11 protein-coding genes are annotated in these 15,610 nt (G+C 43.7%); 2 read left to right on the top strand and 9 right to left on the bottom strand.

Features of this window, described 5'->3' with window-relative positions:
• Window positions 1–17: 17 nt before the first annotated feature.
• Both VMF88_10505 and VMF88_10500 read right to left on the bottom strand, forming a co-directional pair.
• Window positions 18–1,532, bottom strand: coding sequence for a hypothetical protein (locus VMF88_10505; protein ID HTY11491.1), 1,515 nt, complete (start codon window positions 1,530–1,532; stop codon window positions 18–20).
• Complete coding sequence (locus tag VMF88_10500) at window positions 1,522–2,259, bottom strand: hypothetical protein (protein ID HTY11490.1); 738 nt, start codon at window positions 2,257–2,259, stop codon at window positions 1,522–1,524. Before VMF88_10500 ends, VMF88_10505 begins: the two co-directional genes overlap by 11 nt.
• 109 nt (window positions 2,260–2,368) lie before the next feature.
• On the opposite strand from VMF88_10500, the gene VMF88_10495 reads away from it, so the two are divergent.
• Window positions 2,369–2,917, top strand: coding sequence for a hypothetical protein (locus tag VMF88_10495; protein HTY11489.1), 549 nt, complete (start codon window positions 2,369–2,371; stop codon window positions 2,915–2,917).
• Between the two features lie 160 nt (window positions 2,918–3,077).
• On the opposite strand, the gene VMF88_10490 is transcribed toward VMF88_10495, so the two are convergent.
• The gene (locus tag VMF88_10490) at window positions 3,078–6,881 is read right to left on the bottom strand and encodes a hypothetical protein (protein ID HTY11488.1); all 3,804 of its coding nucleotides are present in this window, start codon (window positions 6,879–6,881) and stop codon (window positions 3,078–3,080) included.
• A gap of 454 nt (window positions 6,882–7,335) precedes the next feature.
• On the opposite strand from VMF88_10490, the gene VMF88_10485 reads away from it, so the two are divergent.
• Window positions 7,336–7,614, top strand: a complete 279-nt coding sequence (locus VMF88_10485) for a hypothetical protein (GenBank protein HTY11487.1) — start codon at window positions 7,336–7,338, stop codon at window positions 7,612–7,614.
• Between the two features lie 98 nt (window positions 7,615–7,712).
• Here the strand turns inward: VMF88_10485 and VMF88_10480 are convergent, their stop codons facing one another.
• From VMF88_10480 to VMF88_10455, 6 genes are all read right to left on the bottom strand, one after another.
• On the bottom strand, window positions 7,713–8,981 hold the full coding sequence (locus VMF88_10480) for a hypothetical protein (protein HTY11486.1): 1,269 nt from the start codon (window positions 8,979–8,981) through the stop codon (window positions 7,713–7,715).
• A complete protein-coding gene (locus VMF88_10475) occupies window positions 8,971–11,166 on the bottom strand; it encodes an ATP-binding protein (GenBank protein ID HTY11485.1) in 2,196 nt (731 codons plus the stop codon). The genes VMF88_10480 and VMF88_10475 overlap by 11 nt, the downstream gene beginning before the upstream one ends.
• Window positions 11,163–12,803 carry a DNA mismatch endonuclease Vsr gene (vsr, locus tag VMF88_10470; protein HTY11484.1) on the bottom strand — a complete coding sequence of 547 codons (1,641 nt, stop codon included), beginning with the start codon at window positions 12,801–12,803 and terminating at the stop codon, window positions 11,163–11,165. Before vsr ends, VMF88_10475 begins: the two co-directional genes overlap by 4 nt.
• Window positions 12,804–12,967: 164 nt before the next feature.
• A complete protein-coding gene (locus VMF88_10465; protein HTY11483.1) occupies window positions 12,968–13,858 on the bottom strand; it encodes an SET domain-containing protein in 891 nt (296 codons plus the stop codon).
• A gap of 382 nt (window positions 13,859–14,240) precedes the next feature.
• The gene (locus tag VMF88_10460; GenBank protein HTY11482.1) at window positions 14,241–14,528 is read right to left on the bottom strand and encodes a hypothetical protein; all 288 of its coding nucleotides are present in this window, start codon (window positions 14,526–14,528) and stop codon (window positions 14,241–14,243) included.
• Window positions 14,529–14,766: 238 nt separating this feature from the next.
• On the bottom strand, window positions 14,767–15,610 hold an 844-nt coding region (locus tag VMF88_10455), incomplete at its 5' end, for a DUF932 domain-containing protein (protein ID HTY11481.1).

The following is a 15,610-nucleotide window of genomic DNA, read 5'->3' as shown; positions in this document are numbered from 1 at the left end:
GTTCCCGAGGACCATGATTAGTTAAGATATAACGTTTTATACGATGTATTTGCGTTAGACAAAACGAATGGAACATTGCCTTCGTACCATTTTTTAATGCTCTTCAATAACGATCCTGGTTTTGTAGGATCGAAAACATAATCGGTGGAAAGTATATTTTCAGATATGCCCGCAAAACAAGAAACGAAACTCACCTTATGTTCATCGATAGCATAGTGCGGCATGAGGCAATAAGGATCGTAGAGGGATGGAACAATAAGCGCGGACGACTGGGAAAGGATATTTCTGAGCTCATCAATAGAAACCTTGTCCTCGACGGAAACATAATCGTCGAGCTTCAATTCTGATATCGTATCATGTAACGCTTTGATATATGCGGTTTTTTTCGGTTCTTTCGTTGCTCGATCATACTCCCCGCAAAGAATCCTAAAGTGGATCTCTAAGTTATTATTTTTCGCGAAATCTATGATAGAGGGAATCTCCCTGCAAAGTTCTATAAATCCTTTCTCAAAAACCGGCCTTCCTCCAGTTACGAAACATAATTTCTGTTTGCTCAACGAGTCTGGCTTCACATCATATTGCTTTTCGCGTGAGTAAGAAAATGCGCGTACCTTGTTTTGCGCGCCTGGTAATTTTTTATAGAAATCCTCATCCTTTTTGCTTTCGACAACGATAAGATCGCAGAACGAAATCAACCTAGATTCATATTCCACCCCCGTGCGTAACTCATATGCGTTCAATGTCGATTCACTATCAGCATGCTGAGCTGCAATTTCTTTAAAACGACTCACCGTGAGATAGGGAGAAAAAATCTTCCGTTTCCCCGCGATCAATTTTTTTATGTTTGGTGACGATAAGGCAATGCCGGATTCCCACGAATGAAAATGAAATATGGTGTCTTTCTTAATCGTTACGTGTTGTAATGCCGCCTCGATTTGCGATGCGATTCCGTCATCTGCGGTCAATAGTTGTCCGGATTGTTTGGCATGTTTGAATAAAAAATCTGGCACACGACACAAAATAGTGTTTTTTTCGTTCCGACTCCATCCCGAGGTAAGAAATGAATATTCTAACTGATCGACGTCGTCAAAAGTTACGATAAGATGATTTGCCCAATGATTATGCTCGAGATACTCATCGTCGGTGAGCATAACGATTTCAGCCTCCGTGCCATTCTTAACCGGATCAAAATTAGTCCACGGTTGCTTGAAGTTACCAAAAGAAAAGTGAACAACGCCGATAGGAATTTCCTTGATCGCTATATTTAAGAAGACGGGATCTTTTTTTGAAATCGTTCCGAATTCCCGCAATCTGTTTTTGAGCTTCTCTTGAGACCTCGAATCATCTATCGGGATATGTTTCCCGATTCGTGCATAGGAAAGCGATCTTAAGGCAAAGACAACATCGTTCAGTTCTTCTTCTTGCGCATCGCTGCCGGTAGCGTCAATAAATTCGTCAATCTCACCCAGGAGATAAGGTTTTAGTTCAGCGGGAGAAAGACCTATGCTTTCGATGAGAACTTTAATGTCCATAGGAGTACTTCACTATATCATTTTTGTTGATTTTCTTTGGTTCCCAGAGGAGCGGTTTCCGGCACCACCCGAGCCACATGCGTTCCTCCTCGAGTGAGGATTGATGTTCCACATACTGCTCGCCCAGATTCCTGGTGTGGAAATAGGAAATACGATCCTGCGGTATTACCTCGTGGAGGGAATTGAAATCCAAATGCGAGTCCAACGAATTTTGGAAATCGATTATAAAATTGAAATTTGTTTTATCCACAATGAGTTTGATATGTTCTAACGAAGACTCCCAGCCCTTATGGATCTCAACGCCGACTCCGATCGGAGCTATCAGTTTTTCAAATGTATCTAATCTATCTAAGACGGTTTCCCTTAAGAAATCTGTATTCCCACCAATCATAATTCGGAAGATAGATGAATCAAAAAAATGCGCCTGTGCGGATTGAACGCTCAAGTATTTAATGTACCGGGGAAAGTCGAGGCTCGAACATAAACAGAAATCAGTCGTTCCGGCAAAAGCGATGATTGTCCCGGGGTTACTTTTTTTAAACTCTGCGATCACGCCATACAACCCTTTGGATGAGACTGTCTTATCTACAAAATCTTTACTAATTTCAACGATAGCTGGGCGAAACTTCCCTAAGTATGCATCGAACTCTTCCAGGGTAAAGTCCCTTGTTGCCCAACCGGAAAGGATTAAATCACTAGTATTTTCCACGCGTGATCTCTCGCCCATGATGTATACATTATAACACACACTAATTTAAATGTAAATATATTTCTCGTATCACTTTTTATACTGCTAAAATAGAAGACAACCCTTAAAAGATATCAATTCAACATCAATGGATAAAAAAACAAAGATAGTCTGGTTTTGCGGCGGTAGCGGAGCCGGAAAAGAATGCCTTATCAGAAAAATATCGGAGGGCAAGGTTCCCGACCTTGTAAAACGATTGGGCTGGAACAGCAAAAAGATAATTCCCTGCCCTGAAAGTATGGACTGGGTCATCCAAGACGAAAAAGATGGCAATGGTGAACGGAGGAAACAACTCCCTAAAATAATCGAGCAGCTAGCAGTTAGCCACAATTCAGTTATCCTCGTTAAGGGCCAAGATGTAGATCTTACTGCCGACAGACTAGAGGAAGTAAAACATCGAACACCTCAATGTGACAATATGATTATTTTTATCGACACGAGCATCGACGAGACGTTCGAGCGATGTAGGAAGAAAAAATGGTGGAGCAATTCGTTTACAAAAAACGACCTTAGAGAATGGCTAAAGGAGGAGGTTAACCTATTAAAAAAGGTTCAATCCGAGTTCCTCATAGTTGCCATTGAGGGAGGTTCGGATAAAAATTACGAATTTACAGCCTTCCCTCCGACCATCAAATAGAACCCAATGTGGACCCTACCCTAGCGAATGACGTTAGAACTTTTTTCTGGGAGAAGGATCTGGAAATTCCCTATCCGGTCCGTCATGCTGCTTAGCATAGATGGTGGAGTTAAGCAAGGTAAGGTGGGTAAAATTGCCGGAAAGGAAAATATAGACTGTTTTATTGGCTAGTTGCCGAAGAAGAAGTGTAAGCCGCCAGAAAAGCATTGATTGCCTCAACTTTTTCTTGAAGCCGCGTTCCAACGATAAGCCTCTGGCGATCCTGATTTATTGTCTGAACAGCGACAACAAGAAGAATCCTGCCAAAGGATTTCCGATTTTCTTTCGTGGGAAACGCGGTGACAATCTCGGCGAATATACGTTGTGTTGTGTCCCGAAGAACGGAGTCGTCGAGCAATACCTTTATCAGAAAGCTTCCAACTACTTGAAAGGCTGCGCGCGGAGTGACTCCATATTCCTCGGAAAGAGTAAGTGGAAAATTGAATTTCCTCAACTGTTCTGGTCTTACAACTCTAATAAGCCCATCGCCAAATACCGCCTTCTCTAAATCTTCTGTGGTGAGTGACAAAAACCTTGCTCGATATGAAGATAGGTATGCAAAATAGCCTAGGTATTCTTCGAAACTAACTTTTCCTTGTTCATATAAAACTCTGAGCAAGATTATGGAAGAGCAGTATTCAGAAGCGGGCTTGTTTGTTTCTATCTCGTTCATTTTCAAGTAGAAAAAATCTTCTGTAAGAATCGGGACATTTTCTCTATGCGCAAGGATACATGCGTCGGCAAGACTAGGAGCAACTTTCTGCTCTGAAAAAGCACTCGATTTGTTAGCGGATGAGATTATGCTGATATTCTTCGGATTGCCCTCCAGTAACTTTATGCTGGTTTCAAAATTTGCTTTGATGGCATTAATTTTCTCCTTATCGAGATCTGAAATCGTTATTCTGCCATTGATGTACGCCATGCGTCCGGCTTGCCCAGGTATATATCTGAACTTATCTTCCACCTCTAGAAGCAAACTAATTACGGACTGCGGAACTTTGAGACCCAACAAGAAACCATTTATCTTGGTGAAAAGACCGGTCTCCGAGAGCAAAAGCGCCGAAGTACCGTCAAGATAGAAAGTCTCTCCGGCAACCATTCTCTTTGCGACTTCTCTTTGTTGATTCATTTCCTCCACACTTCCTGTGCTCATCTTAATGAAGCCCTTCTGCTCACTCGCAATGCGACCTATCGCATTGGTCAGGCCGCCCTCATTAAGGGCAAGAAGTGCTAGGGGAGCATCCTGTTCACAATAGAGCTTAAAGAAATCACCTCTTTCTTTCGCTTCATCCTCCATCTTGGCAATCAGGTATTTCGTATCTATTGATCCACCAGACGTCGGAATTTCAATCATTTCCATGGCATCCCACCGATGCTCGACAGATAGTCTCTGGGCACAGTGCGTCGATTGCCAGAGTATATATTTCTCTATGGGCAAAATGGTCTCTATAACAAATTCTGGGTTTTCTGAACGATACTTATTGGGAAACGAGATTCCCTCCCCTAGCTTCTTTCCGATAAACATCGCATGGTTTTCATCTAGCCCGTCAACTTTCGTGGCATCGAGCTCCTCTCCCTCCCCGATATAGAACCATCTTTCTTGATCCTTTAATTTTACGAAGGAATCCGGGATGACCTCATCAGACGATGTTAAATTAAAATCTGACATCATGTTTCCGATCTGCGAGAAGACAAAGAAAAGCATCCCGTATTGTTCCGGCGAAGGGTGTTTGACCATCTTTATGCCTTCCACCACCGACCTCAGAGCGTTTTTGGCATCCCCGGCCCTTAAGTACACCTCTGTCTCGGCGGAGATCTTACCCTCAAACGATTTCAAGAATGGAGAGTAAATTTCAATGAAGGCTCTTGCATTCGGATCATTCCTCTTCAAAAATGCATACGTTGTTTGCGCAACGAGGATTTCCGTATTGCCATCATCCATTAGTTTCATTTCCTCTGGGTTCTCCAGGACGCTGTTCCCGATGCGGACTACTTCTGGGAATCTCTCGAGGTTAAAATTTGCCGTGAATAGCTGGAGTCTCATCCTAAGCGCAGCCTTTTTGTCTTTCTCATGGCTTAATAATCTTTCTATCAAAAAGATTACCGAATCCCAAGCCTTCTTTTCTCGAGCGATTTTCAGCGTGGTCAAACTCTCTATATAACCCAATTTCGAAAGATCCATCTTCTGGAGTATCGCAAATGCCCCATCAAGATCACCTTCTTCGTAAGACAAAATAAGAAACAGTTTTTCTTTTTTAACACTTCCATCATCGGGAAGAGATTCGATAATCTTCCTTCTAAGCTCCGGTGATTCATGATTCCCCAAGGCGAAGTCTACGGCGAACCGTATATCATCCTTTAAAAAAGTGACAACTTCTTTGTAATTCTTGTTTTCGACAGCGCTTATGAAATCAACAATATTTTGTTTTTTGATCTCACTAAAAAACTCTTTCCCCTCAGTGAAGTGCGTGTTCTTTTGGAGAAATTGCAGAACCATAACTTTGGCTAAAACATCAGCAATGGGTTTTTCTGCCTTCTTTAGGTGGCTCTTAAGTTTTTCAAAATCAGCTTGGGGCAATTCCCATACATGGATCAAGTCGGCAATTAACTTTTCCGTAAGGTAGTCGAGATGACAGTCGAGGACAAGTCCAAATGTCTCTTTCGCAACAACCTCAATGCTTGAATAATCCTCCTTGCTGAGGTACATATGGAGTTTCCTTATATTCAGCAAGACCTGACTCCTCGGGCTTAACCCTCCGCCTTCATTGAATCTCTCTTCGACCTTCTCGATTTCCCTTAATACTGCATCAGCCACGCTTTGGCGCTTCTCGCTGTCTTCCTCAGCGATAACTTTGTCCGCCAATAGTGAGATTTTGACATCATAGTTAGCGAATCTAACAGGATTGAATTGTATAGCCCTTTCAACAAAGCTTTGCGCTTTCACTATATCCCCCAAACGCTCAAATATCACTGCATAAATTCTGTAAAAGTTCGATCTTGCTTTCGGTTCATCCGGAAAATTTCTTTCATCAATTGACGTGGGGTCAATATTAGTCCCTAGCCTTATTTCCCGAACCAGCCTTTCCAGCTTCAGTAACCAATAATCAGGGTTGATCTTCTCAGCCTTTGTAAGGAGTTCGTTATTCTTCTCGAAATCTTCATTATTTAGATAGATTTCCGCTAGATACAAAAATGCACGCGGATCATCCGGATATCTTTTACGAATGCTTTCGTATTTACTTCGAGATTCAATCACTTCCTCATTCTTTTGCAATGCCCTCGCCTCAAGTATTTCATAATCGAGAAGCAGGCCTTCATCATTTTGTCCTGCGATAATGTCTTTAATATTACTGAGTACTCTCAATACAAACGCGCCGCTTTCTTTGTCTAACTCAGCATCGAGCTTCTCCAAATAACCCCTTACATTTTTGATGGCATTCCGTGAATCAATATCGAATCCTAAGGACAATATCTTATCGCTACTCAGCGTGAAAAACAGGTCCTCAAGATTTTTCGGAGTGAATATCTTGAACTCTATTTCTGGATTCGCGACTTTGAGTTCCGCTCTTGCCGCCTCGAGCTTTTCGGTCACGCCTGAACCCTTATCGTTATATACAAAATTAAGCTCCTCTATTTTCGATATTGTGTCCCAACCATTTTTCAACTTCGAAAAATCTTCCTTGAACTTCCCTGCTGCATCGGCTTCTTTCTCGCTCGGGTCAGCAGGAGCATACATTTGATAATAGATGCCTTCCGCGGGGCGATAGCCATCGTTTCCCTTGTCGCCTGCTTTGCCATAAGGCCTTATCTTTTGGAATCCCTTAAAAGCCTTCTCCATAATTTTTTCGGAGAACGACTGAAACTCGATCCCATTTAATTGGTAAATCTTATTCCAGAATTGAAGGGATAAATAGTTCTTGTCCAAGGGTGTCATGTGAAGATATCTCTGTGTTCTTTTTGGCAGATTGCTTCGGTTTTGTATTAAGTATCCCTCTCAATTAATCACTTTTCAATGTACGTAAATATTACCCAATAATTAAGTACCCCTGATTAGTGTCAACTTATCATACTCTCGATGCAGGACCGCCAATAAACCCGAGAACAAAGAATCGATAGGTGTTCGTAGACAAAGCAGTGAGAACAGTTAAAGGGGTGCGTTGAGGACATTCGGGATGTAGCAGGATGACTGATACTCGATAACCGAGGGGAGCAGAGAGATCAGACAGGCCAGCTGGCTGCATAACTTGCCTGAAACGATAAACTGATTTCAAACATCAATGGTCTAGTTTCTCTTGACATCGGCGTACAAGCTGTGGTAGAATATACCCAGAGTATAGAATTGACAATTAAGATCAATCATACACGAAAGGGTAAAAGCGATGGCAACGGAAAGAGACGATGATTTCATGGCTTTGATAGGGGTGATGAAGCATGAAATGTTTTTGATCGGGCAGGTCTGTTTCGAGGCGCGATATATGCTGAGATACGAACTGGGAAAGATAGCTCGAGAGAACGGACTAGACGCCGAGGAGGTGAAAGATGTCGATTTCATCCGAGAACATGACGAAGCCCTGAATAACGCCGTCGAACGTATTTTGAACATCATTCGCCTTGCCGACGAAAGAGTTCAGGAGCTTACCCCTCCTCGTGTATGCTGATGCAGACAGTTCTTTTCCAAAAAACAAAATGCCCAACACAACAACGTGTCGGGCATTTTTTTAACTATGATTACGGCTGTTAAAAGACTGTAAATTTTTTATAGCAGAACGTGGCCAGGGCGGGATATATAGCCGGCAACCTGATGCTGCAGATCTATGACAAAATTATCCCTTAATTTTTTCCCCATTGACGTGTACTGTTTAGATATCGATGAATGGAACAGCTTCAAATTAAATGAGAGCCTGAACGTTTCTCCCTGCGTAATATCCCAAAAGCTTTTTTCCAGCATATAGCAATGAGGTTTCTTATCCCTGTTAACTGAAATCTTCTTCATGTTTCCATTGCCGTTTGGCGGATAGAACTCAGGGTGGATGATTCCATTTAAAAAATATGAATGCTTTGCGTTTTTCTGTGCAGCATTGCACAAAGGCGTGATTTCGACCGCAATGGGAATTATTTTCGCGTAGGCCGCACCAAGGGTTGTCTGGTCCTGATCAAGAATAGCTCCAATAAATTTCTTTTTGACAGCTTGGGACTGCTTAATCTTAAAAATGCTCCCCGGCCCTATATTTGTATCCGGTGTAAATATTAAGTAGGTGTTAAGTTTTGCTTTCTCGGGATCGCTTAATTTCCCTGTTTCAATTTTCCTGTATAAACTGCCAAAATCATTCGAAATAATTCCTTCTGACACGACACCTTTAAAAACCTCGTTGAAAGCCAAAAGGGCGTTTTGGGGGATATCTTTCGGCTTACCCTTCCCGGCATACGCCTCTGAAAGGGAGTTTATTGTTCTGGATAGATCTTGATGGGTCTTCTGGCCAACTATGTTGCCTGCAATATCGGAAATAGAATTTGTTGTTAGACTCTCCCAGTCAGCGAAAACTCTAAGCGAGGGGGATGAAGCAAGTTGTTCATTTATTTCTCTGATGATTGCTTTGATCTTAAATTTCCCTGATGGCGTTCTGAAATCTGTTTTTTGCAGCGTGAGCAACTTATACGGTTTTGCAAAATCGCTCTGCCTCTCCAACTGCGCTTGAAAAGTCGTTGCAACACCCTCCGTGGTATGACTTGACCAGATGACGAGTATGTAAAAGCCTGTTTTCCCGATAACCGTGCTCAATTTACTTATTGCGTTTCCGGCATTTTGAGGATCAGTGCGTCCACCGGAATCACTGAAAATCAAGTCCAAAAAAACCAGCCGTATGTTCTTGATCGTCTTTTGGGGTAGACTTTTATTTGAAGTAGCGTGATAAAAGAGCGAAGGAATCTGGATGGATTCCAATGCTCCTTTAATGGCCAGTCCCTCTTCCTGGCTGTCGTCAATAATTACCACTCTGGCAAAATCAGAAAAATTATTAAGCTTCATGGATCTGTCTGAAAATTAACTCTATGATGGCGCCGTGTTCAAACTCGTTCGGAATGCCTGTTGTCTCTTTGTAATCACGGACGAGAAGTTTGCCGTCGTATGCCTTGACCATCTCGCTTACAATATGGAGACCAAGACCCATCCCGCCAGGTTTCATGGAGACAAACGGCTGGATGGCATCTTCGGGAGAGAGCGCAAACCCCGTGCCGTTATCCGCAATGATTATCCCGACTTCGTTATTTCTGTACTTCTTCACATTGATATAGATTTTTTTGTTTCTGACACCGTGATAATCCAGCCAGTAAATGGAGTTGTCAAAGATGTTCAGCAGGACGCCAACAAGCGTGTTCAGGGAGCAGCGGATCTTGACCGGCTTCGTTTTTTCAAAAGCCTTGACCAGTTCAATCTTATGGGCTTTCAGCCTGAACTCGGTATTGAATATTGCGTCCTCAATTATCAGGTTTAAGTTCAGTTTTGTCTTTTTTTCATTGGCAATCAGCACGGAGTAATTTTCTATCAGTTTTGCAACCGATTTAACCAGACTCCTGACTTTGTTTACATTGAATTCTTCATTTGCGGCGTTCAGTACCTGAGACAATTCCTTTACGCGTTTTTCTACTTCATGTATTACCACTCCTAGGCTAAGGCCCGCACCGGCGCTCTTCAGGAGGATGCTGTTGGTCTTTATATACTGCTGCTTAATTCTGTCCAAACCGCTGAAAACTTCTTTTTTGACCTCTTCCTTGTACTTCAGGAAATCCTTTTTGCTCTGCTCGCCGGCCTTCAGCTGCTCCAGTTTGTTTTGTACTGACTCTTTGAGTTCATCAATATCGTAGAGAACCGGCTCGGTTTTTGATGAGCCTTCATACAGTTCCCGAACCTTCCTTTTATCAATATTTCTGAGTTGACCAAATATTTCTATCGCCCTCTGCACGGATTCCTGAAAAACAAAATAGGCCGAATCCTCGATAAATCCTTCCCTGTTTGTCTTTTCCCGGAGATCCCTGCTGTCCGCCCTGCTGATATGAACGGCTGCAAGAATATTTTTATTCCCTATCCTCTGGGACGGTTGATTTATGCGCGTTTTGTCCAGATTCAACCAGTCGTCTCCCGGCTCACCATAGTTGTAAATCCGCATATCATCCCTATAAACGCGCACACCTCCATTAATCGATAGAAAATCCACAAGAGTTTCCTTGTCCTGAACTCCGAGCTTAAGGATTTTCGGCGCAAGGTCAAATAGATAAGCCTCTATTCTGATTTCCCCGATCTTGAAGAGTCCGAGATCAAGGTTACCCGCATTATTTCTCAGTTTTTTTATCGCTCTTTTGTATTCTTCACTTTCAGTATCAATCTTTCTCGGATTCAGCTTATCCATGGTTTTCCATGGTTTGAACTTATACAAAAATCTTGTGATTTCATTTCCGGAGATCGTGCAATCCAGAGTCCACAAGGCTTTTTTCTTTATGTCCTTGACGGTTAATAGATGTTTTGTCCAAATTAAATATTTGTCCTTCTCCCTAAGATTGAGCCGGAGCAGCACTTTGAAGTCGGACTGATTATTGAATGGAGAGCTTAGTGATGTAAGAGATCTGTGCAATTCTTTATAAAGGCTTTCCGTCCATACAGTCTTTATCTTCTTTATAATAATATGTGTACCGGTTCGCCCGTTTCTGAAAATCTCCGGTTTCCTTTCTTCAACAGAAAAATCAGCATCCTCAAGGTATTTTGTGTTTTGAAATTTTGTCCAGTCAATCTTTACAATCACTTCATTCTGGGAATTGGCATTTTTGGTGATCATTTCGATGTAATTCCCTAGTTTATGAACACCGAAGCGTCCAATGCCCTTTTCCCCGATGGGCAGTCTCTTTGCAGTATATCCAAATTCTTCAGGAACATCCTTTCCCTGCAGTACTAATTCCTTTACGTCTGCCCCGGGCTCCAGCCAGACGTTCCTTACAATTTCGGGGGTCATGCCAATCCCGTTGTCCTGTAAGATAATCTCACCCGCTTCCAAGTTGTCTACATCGTTGAGTATCACTTCACATTTTTTTGCATCTGCGTCATATGCATTTTTCACCAATTCAACAACAGCAATATTCTCGCTGCGGATTAATTGATCTCCCAGCTGTAATAATAATCTTGCACGTGGCTTGAAATTGCCCATCGTTTTTTGATTGTTCATATATATTTCTTTAGTTCCTTTGCCAAAATAGTCGAAAGCAAAGGAGGAACGGCGTTGCCGATTTGCCTGAATTGAGAACTTCTTTCACCCTCAAATTTATAGTCGTCGGGAAAAGTTTGCAAGCGTGCCGCTTCCCTCACGGTCAGCGAGCGCAATTGTTGTAGGTCCGGATGAATATAATGGTGGCCATCTTTGGCGATATGAGCTACAACGGTCTGGGCACCGTCGGCATTCGCGTCTACCACCTTGAACCTGTCCAAAAAGCCATGCTTGTTTTTGTGAGTCTTGAGCTTATCCGGCAGGTCATTATATCTAATATTTCGCCCGTGCCGTTTTGCCAGAATTGCCCTGCGGTATATTTGCAGATCCCGTCTGTTGTTCGGACGCGCGACGTGCTCCATAATGACGTCGAATTTTCGATCAGCTATTCCAATTTCCGTCAATAGCTTTCCGACTTTTGAAGATAATTCCACTCGTTTTCCCTGTCCCGATCTGATCTTCGGGAGATCGGCAAGAAAAGACTTTACACGGTACTCACGGCTGGTATTCGGAAAATCGGGATAGCTCCTGAGTCTGGATTCTTTACTCCACCCGACAAGAATGATTCGCTTCCTTGTCTGAGGTACTCCAAAATCCACGGCATCAAGCGTCTTGTAGGCTGTTTCATATCCCGCTCGCTTCATTAATAGGCGCATCTCACGCAGATGCCTCCCGTCTCCGGCACTCTCAAGGCCGGGAACATTTTCAAAAACAAATATTTTCGGCTTAAGAGCTTTCAGGAATTTGACATAATATCTATAAAGAAAATTGCGGTCGTCTCTTTTCATGTTCCTTTCGTCGCGCGCCCGACCTATGTATGAATATGCCTGACAGGGCGGCCCGCCTATGATTATATCGAGATCTCTCCCCTCAAGCCGTTTTCTAATCTGCCGTATAAGTTCTCTGAAATTATCCTTTCCGATCCTTGAACATATAACGGAATCCCTCTCGCGTTGAAGTTCATACTTCTCAACAAGAGCGTCACGACTTATTTTCCCCAGAACATAGTCTCTGTAATCTTTGAACCCGCCCTTTTTCACAAGCGCATGATAAATCATTCGTGTCACAATCGTGCTGCATGCATTGCTGTCCATTTCAATGTGACCGACTATTTCGCATCCAGCTCTTACAAACCCCTCCGAAAAACCTCCGGCGCCCGCAAACAGATCAAGAACTGTGGGAGAACAGTTTTCGCTAAGTTTTCTCTCGACGGTGGCGAGAATTTTTTCGGGATTTTTCTTGAGATCATGCTCTCTTACCCGCAGAACTGAGACCCCCTTGCCTGCGAGCATCCTGTTGACCTTACGATCCCGTAGAATATTCGCCTTGATCTTCGCCCGCCAGAACGCTGTATTCGTGGCTGGCATTTTGAAACAGGTTTTGCACCCGTGCCAGAAACACCCGTCTATGAACACCGCCATTTTTTTGTTACGGAAATAGAAATCCGGACGCCCAGTCATATCCTTGGGATGAGTCTCAAAATCCGTGATGTTTTTCTTGCGGAGCAGTTCTTGGAAGATCATTTCCGGGCCAGTACCTGTGGACCTGATCCTAGACATGTTATATGATCGTTGTTTTGCGGTGAGGACATCAGCCATGGGTTGGAGTACTTTCCTGCATTTAAATATAACCCTATTTACAACTATTTCCTATATGATGAGACTGTGTGTCATGCAGCATAATATAGAGCGTGAAAATATGCACGGCAAAGTGGGAGAAATTGCCTTTGTACGCAAGGGTCTGAGCTAAGTCCAAATATACTCTATTCTTCGGGAGGTCTCTCGCAATACTCGTCATAGTCAGTTGTCAGTTCATCTCCCACTTTGATGTCAGTCAGCGCATAAAATCGGAAATCCTTATCGCACCCGACATTAGGATGTTCAGATTCATTTACATACCACGCCACGGTCAGTTTGTTAAAACTCGTCGGCACACCATATTTCCCTTCGTTAAGGGGGCCGAAATCGTAATATAACTTTCGGATCTCTTTGGAGAGTTCACTTACGCGAGCCGAATCAATCCGAACCATCCCTTCGTCGTCGGGTTCGAAGAGATATGTCCCCTTTTTGATATCTCTGATTGCCAATACACCGACACCATCCGGATCCACCTTTGATCGCCCTAACCTTGTGTAGACGCCCTCGTGGGGCAACCCTGTTCCCATCACACTTTTCATTTCAATTCTCAATGTCCCCGCGTCAAAAACAAGAATAACGATGGCGAGCGCCAATAACCAAATCGCCCATCCTGGTATGGTAACAAACCCGATTATGGTGAACCCTAAAATCAAAAGACCGCCCACAACATAGTTACCATTGAGAAGGTAGTATGCCAAATACCAGTCGTTTAACCGTTCAATATCTTCCGGCCCCGCCGTGAGGAGAAAACCCCAATTGATGGGATACCATTTATCGATTACAGACTCGATTAGATCTCTACATGTATCCAAAAATGTTCCCACTATCCACGAAGCGATAAAACCACCAGCTCCGAGAGCGGCAACTATTGCAAGGAGGCTTTGCGAATGAAGGAGAGAAGAAACAACCTCCGGATGCCTCACCCAATAGGCGGCTCCAACAACGATTATCGTCGCAAACCCTGGCAATATTTCAGAAATGAGTGGCTGAGGCTTTATAGAGGATTCTTTTTTCATATTTTTTTGTTTCGATTCCAAATCTTGAGATTAATTCAACCTTTTAGTCTAATGAATAGCGGTAAGGGTTCTATAGCCGTTCCGATATTTATTGAATCCGAGGCTTGCATTGTCAATATGCACCAACAAAAGCGTTCGCATCCCGTATTCAGTCTTAATTATAATGCTCTAATCCACTTCTGCCAACTTTGACATTCTATTCCGGATGGAGCTCCCTAGCGGAAAGCTTTTTCTCAGCATGAAAATAGCCAATTTTGATTCAGCAATCAAACATAGCCTCATGATGGTTGAGATGAATTTCACCAAAAAAATAATGGGGAGTAATTTACTCCCCATTTTCCCCTCCATTAACGATCGGTATCCCTACGCGTGATTGACCCCATTAAGCCGAGGACTGGGTGTCGCACTTCTTGATCACAAAGTCGTGATATTCAGTGAACTCAATAACAAATTGTTGTTCGAAATTCTCCGCACGGTAGAGGGACATCTTGATTGGAATAAATTCTTGTTCCAGATCTTTGTGTTCTCCGTCGAAAAATTCCTCCGACCTGACCTCCCCGTCATTTATCATGACAGCGTAGCCCTGGCTCTCCAACTCGGCGCAGATAATGCCAAGTGATGAGTTCATTTCGTCTGCGTCGAGTGCATCGTATAATTTTTGGATATTCATGATCAGTTCACCTCGATTCATTTTTTTGCGCTGTGATTCCAACAAAGAGCGAAGATTTTTCTTAAAGTGTTCTGAATGACGGGACGCACTCCGGCTCGAAGCCTCTAACCGAAGATGCCTCATTCGAAATTAAGCAATAATAGAATCTGAATCAAAGAGGAATTTCGCCGCGACTCTGGATCGCCCCGGAGGCATACGATTGAGAACAACGGGGAGTTTCTCGCTCCCCGTTTCTTATTTAATTCAGCATTTCCGCCGCCACCTCGAACGCCTTCTTCTTTAACCTCTCGCCCGAGCCAAACCACATCGACTTGAGCCCAGCCATATCGTCTGCGGTTGTTCTCCGGTAGTGATCGACGAGTTCCGTGACGGCGTTGTAGGCTCCCCAAAGGGATCCTTTGGCCATTTCCGCGCCGATTCCGTTCTCGGTCAGTTCCACTACCTTTTCCCGCACTGTTGTCGCCCGGGTCGAGCGCTCTTTATCCGGCGGATCGGGAAATATCTTCTTCAGATAATCATTCAGCATCGTCTGTGTCATCGACTTTTTGCTCATTCCGTTGAAGATCTGATCAAGCTCCGCATAGAGCTGGTTCGTCAGCCCGAGGATTTCATGGGCCTGCTTCAGCCTTGCCTCCGCCTGGGCGGTGTGGCGGATCCGCACCTCCTGCTCCCTGCCGTCGAGTGCGACAGTGAGAGTGTTTTCGCAGACAACACGGATGGGCGTGAGTTTCACACGAACCGGTCCGCTCCCGTCGTGAGAGTTCGTGAGAAGCAGGAATTTTTCGACGAGATCATCACCGTTCACCCGGATATAGTCGGGCAGTTTGGCGAGAATCCATATCCGCTCCCCTTTCCCGAGAACGCCGGCGGTGTGGTAGATCGCTTCGCCTTCACCGACCAAGGCATCAAATGTCGTGAAGGCATCCCTGTTCTGGATCGGCTCGTAGCGCGAACCGACGACTCCCAAAACCTGCAAATTGTCCGTCCTTACAGTGGCGTAGTGACCCACCACCGGTAAATCCGGGGTTGTCGTTCTCAGCGTTTTCTTCACTACATTGAAATCCAGCCCTGCAGCTTGAATC

The sequence above is a fragment of the Bacteroidota bacterium genome (genome assembly GCA_035506275.1).
GTDB lineage: Bacteria > Bacteroidota > Ignavibacteria > UBA10030 > UBA8401 > JAGVPT01.
This window is presented reverse-complemented; position numbering and strand designations above follow the sequence as displayed.

What these genes read in the sequence shown, in the direction of transcription:
- VMF88_10505 (HTY11491.1), bottom strand. Translation starts at nt 1,532, where the DNA reads ATGGACATTAAAGTTCTCATCGAAAGCATAGGTCTTTCTCCCGCTGAA.
- VMF88_10500 (HTY11490.1), bottom strand. Translation starts at nt 2,259, where the DNA reads ATGGGCGAGAGATCACGCGTGGAAAATACTAGTGATTTAATCCTTTCC.
- VMF88_10495 (HTY11489.1), top strand. Translation starts at nt 2,369, where the DNA reads ATGGATAAAAAAACAAAGATAGTCTGGTTTTGCGGCGGTAGCGGAGCC.
- VMF88_10485 (HTY11487.1), top strand. Translation starts at nt 7,336, where the DNA reads ATGGCAACGGAAAGAGACGATGATTTCATGGCTTTGATAGGGGTGATG.
- VMF88_10480 (HTY11486.1), bottom strand. Translation starts at nt 8,981, where the DNA reads ATGAAGCTTAATAATTTTTCTGATTTTGCCAGAGTGGTAATTATTGAC.
- VMF88_10475 (HTY11485.1), bottom strand. Translation starts at nt 11,166, where the DNA reads ATGAACAATCAAAAAACGATGGGCAATTTCAAGCCACGTGCAAGATTA.
- vsr (HTY11484.1), bottom strand. Translation starts at nt 12,803, where the DNA reads ATGGCTGATGTCCTCACCGCAAAACAACGATCATATAACATGTCTAGG.
- VMF88_10465 (HTY11483.1), bottom strand. Translation starts at nt 13,858, where the DNA reads ATGAAAAAAGAATCCTCTATAAAGCCTCAGCCACTCATTTCTGAAATA.
- VMF88_10460 (HTY11482.1), bottom strand. Translation starts at nt 14,528, where the DNA reads ATGAATATCCAAAAATTATACGATGCACTCGACGCAGACGAAATGAAC.